Below are 3,879 nucleotides of genomic sequence, written 5' to 3' on the forward strand. Positions count from 1 at the left end.
ATTATTGTGGTTTGAATTCTTTGGGTGTATGAAGAATATTAAAGAAAGATTTGATATGATAAGAGAAGAACTTTTTAAGGGGGATTACTGTGGACACACACCGAGTGCTAGTAGTGGAAGACGATAAGAAAATTGCAGCACTATTGGCAGATACATTAAGAAAATATCACTATGAAGTACATACTATAGAAGACTTTGACCATATAATTGAGGAATTTACAGCCTTTGATCCACACATTGTTTTGCTTGATGTGAATTTACCTTCGTATGACGGCTATTATTGGTGTAGACAATTAAGACAGCTTACGACTTGTCCGATTATTTTTGTTTCGGCAAGATCAGGTGAAATGGATCAGATTTTTGCCTTAGAAAATGGGGGAGACGATTTTATTACGAAGCCTTTCCATTATGAAATCGTCCTAGCTAAAATACGAAGCCATTTAAGAAGGACGTATGGGGAGTATGCTGCAAAGCAGGAAGAGAGAATTGTCCGTGCTGGAAAGCTTCAGCTTTTCTTGGAGCGGATGGAGCTACATATCGGTAAGGACGAAATTCCTCTTCAGAAGAAAGAGTGTACCATACTAGAATTACTTTTAAGAAACTATCCTAAAGTAGTGACACGGGAGCAACTATTAGAAGAGCTCTGGGATGACCAGTCCTTTGTTGATGAGAACACACTGAATGTGAACATGACAAGAGTCCGTAAGAAGCTTGCGGATTACCATGTGAGCTCCACCATTGAAACAGTACGAGGAGCAGGTTATCGCTTAAACCTTAGTTCGGAGGAATCTTGATATGTTTCGTTTATTTATAAAAGAACATTCTATCTTTATCATATTTCAAATTTTCCTTGTGTTATTTATCATGCTCCTTTATTGGCTGGATGGCTTTCGCAACGTTGATACTGCCGTATACTCAATTGTGATTAGCACCATCCTAACACTTACCTTTTTAGGAACGCTTTTTATAAAAAAAATGTCGTTTTATAAAAAAATACTATCTGTTCCAAACAAAATAGAAGTAGTCCTGCAAAAAGAAGGATACTCGCCAGAAGTAAGGCAAGTGGAGACATATTTGCAGCACATCTATCGTTTATATCAAAAAGAGGTGCAGCTTCTATATGCCACTCAAAACAGGCATCTGCAATTTATGAACAGCTGGGTTCATCAAATGAAAACTCCAATTTCTGTTTTAGAAATGATGGGACAAAATGAGGAGCACATGGACTCTAAAAGTGTTCTCGAGGAAACGGATCGATTGAAGCGAGGATTAGAAGCTGTACTTATGAATGCCAGGCTTGATACCTTTGAAGAGGATATGCACATAGAACAAGTGAATTTAAGGCAAGTTGTGACTGAAGAGGTTTCTAAGAATAAGCGATTGTTTATTAGTCACCGAGTTTATCCTGTCATTGAAATGGAAGATGATTGTTTAATCGCCACGGATGCTAAATGGATCCGTTTTGTTATTGCTCAATTTATAACAAATGCAGTTAAATACACGATGAAGGAAAATAAAAAGATATTTTTTGAGACTACTTTAGAGGACGAAAAAGTAATATTGAGTGTGAGAGATGAAGGGATTGGTATCCCAGCCTCTGATATAAAACGTGTGTCCAAAGCCTTTTTTACGGGAGAGAATGGACGTAAAAGTGGGGAATCTACTGGAATGGGATTATATTTGGCTCAGGAAATCTGTAATCGTTTAGGTCACAAGATGAGTATTAAGTCGATACTTGGAGAAGGAACGACCATATCGATCCTATTTGAGAAGTTAGATTCTAAGGAAAGGGATGACAAGGATGTCGATATTAGTTCTTGATGATATAACGAAGGTTTATGAAGGGAAAATAGCTCATCTTGCCATTAATCAGCTTAGCTTTGAAGTGGAAAAAGGAGAGTTCCTTGCAGTAATGGGTCCATCAGGAAGTGGAAAAACTACCTTACTGAATATAATTTCCACTATTGACCGACCAACCTCTGGGGATTTCTTTATAGACGGCTTAAACCCGTTGGAGCTGAAAAAGGATGATTTGTCTTTGTTTAGAAGAAGACAGCTTGGATTCGTATTTCAGGATTTCAACCTTCTCCCAGCCCTTACGGTAGAGGAAAATATGATTCTCCCTTTAACCTTAGATGGGCAGCCTGTAGGGACGATGAGGGAAAAAGTCATTGAAATAGCGGAATCGTTGGATCTAATGAATATTCTAGAAAAGAGACCAGCAGAGATTTCTGGTGGTCAGGCGCAAAGAACTGCGATAGGAAGAGCTTTGATACATGGGCCATCCATTATTCTTGCGGACGAGCCAACCGGAAATCTAGATTCTAAATCAGCACGTGATGTATTAGAAATATTAACTCAAGTTAATCAGATGAGTAATACGACCATTGTTATGGTAACTCACGATCCGATAGCAGCAAGTTATTGTGATCGAGTGCTATTTATCAAGGATGGGGAGTACTTTAACGAAATTTATAAGGATGATCGGAGACAAACCTTCTTCCAGAGAATATTAAACGTCCTTTCTCTTTTAGGTGGAAACGTTAACGATTTAAACTCTTTGCGAATGCCTTGATAATTTTGGAGATGAAAGTTAGGTGGAAATGTAAAATGACCTTTCAACAATTTGCTTATCATAATGTCATAAGGAACAGCAGGATATATGCAGCTTTTTTTCTAGCTAGTAGCTTTTCTGTTATGGTGTTCTTCGTCTATACGATGTTAATGTTTCATCCAAAGATTGAGGATCAGTTTTTACGTGATATAGCATTTGGTGGGATGCTGATTGCTGAGATTATATTAATCATTTTTACATTGTTTTTTTTATTTTATTCGATGAGTGCCTTTATACAGGCTAGGTCGCATGAGTTTGGCGTCCTCCTGAATCTCGGGATGCAAAAGCAACAGCTAGGTCGGATGATTTTTATAGAAACAATGCTACTAGGCCTTATTTCTGTTACTGTCGGCATATTCTTTGGCTTTTCATTTTCGAAGTTCTTTTTTATGGTTATCCGAGAACTTTTTTTACTCGATAGCCTTCCTTTATATGTATCTTGGAAACCCTTTGCATTAACGATAATCGTTTTTGTTACGATGTTTGTCGTAATTTCTTTTAGCAGTGTCGTTTTTATACGTAAGAAAGATATTATCCAGCTTCTAAGAGGATATAGTAATGACGAGGAACCGACTGCATATAAAAAATGGAGAGCATTACTGGGGTTTGTCCTCATCTTATCTGCCTACGGACTTGTTATATTCTCGGCATTTCAAATGCATATTGCACTTAGCTTCGTCATTGTGACATTAGCATTTTGGGGAACGTATTACTTTTATACGGACAGTATCCTCTATCTGCTACAGGTCATTCGAAACAAAAGAAAACTTTATTGGCGATCTTTTCGGTTAATCGCTTTCGCGGATGCATCGATAAAAATTCGAGAAAATGCCAAAATGTTTTTCGTTGTAACAATTGTATCGTGTATAGCCTTTCTTTCAGTGGGAATCGTTACTTCGTTTACTTCCTTTACCGCACAGTTTAGAGAGTTAAACCCTGTAAGTATTTTCTACTCTAGTGATTGGGATAATCCCTATGAACAAGAGCATGTGACGAAGCTAACCGAGGAGCTACAAAATGAAGGGCTTTCTTATGATTTAGTTAAATTTAATCTGAAGAAGCAGACATCCTCTAGTACAGGCGAGACGGTCAACGTCAACGCTGAGCTGTATGCGGTCCTGCAGGACGCTTACGCGAAAACGCTGGAGGCGCAGGGTTTCAATATGTTCGCCGGCGCGCTGTACCGGGAGTGGCACAGCATCCTCATTCTTGACGATCCTGCCGAGTTTGACCCGCTGTATAATGAAAATGAGCGCGAGCGCATC

General features: G+C 38.6%; 4 protein-coding genes. All 4 read left to right on the plus strand.

Annotation, left to right across the window (positions count from 1 at the left end; all coding sequences use genetic code 11):
- The first annotated feature begins 89 nt into the window (after positions 1-89).
- Positions 90-794, plus strand: coding sequence for a response regulator transcription factor (locus AC06OU_RS15865; protein WP_475857064.1), 705 nt, complete (start codon positions 90-92; stop codon positions 792-794).
- Between the two features lies 1 nt (position 795).
- Positions 796-1,821, plus strand: coding sequence for a sensor histidine kinase (locus AC06OU_RS15870; RefSeq protein WP_475857066.1), 1,026 nt, complete (start codon positions 796-798; stop codon positions 1,819-1,821).
- Positions 1,802-2,575: an ABC transporter ATP-binding protein gene (locus tag AC06OU_RS15875; protein ID WP_169360254.1), complete on the plus strand. Its 774-nt coding sequence runs from the start codon at positions 1,802-1,804 to the stop codon at positions 2,573-2,575. Before AC06OU_RS15870 ends, AC06OU_RS15875 begins: the two co-directional genes overlap by 20 nt.
- 35 nt (positions 2,576-2,610) lie before the next feature.
- Positions 2,611-3,879: FtsX-like permease family protein (locus AC06OU_RS15880; RefSeq protein ID WP_475857067.1), on the plus strand; the 1,269-nt coding region annotated here is incomplete at its 3' end.

It is taken from the genome of Psychrobacillus sp. (assembly GCF_056205495.1).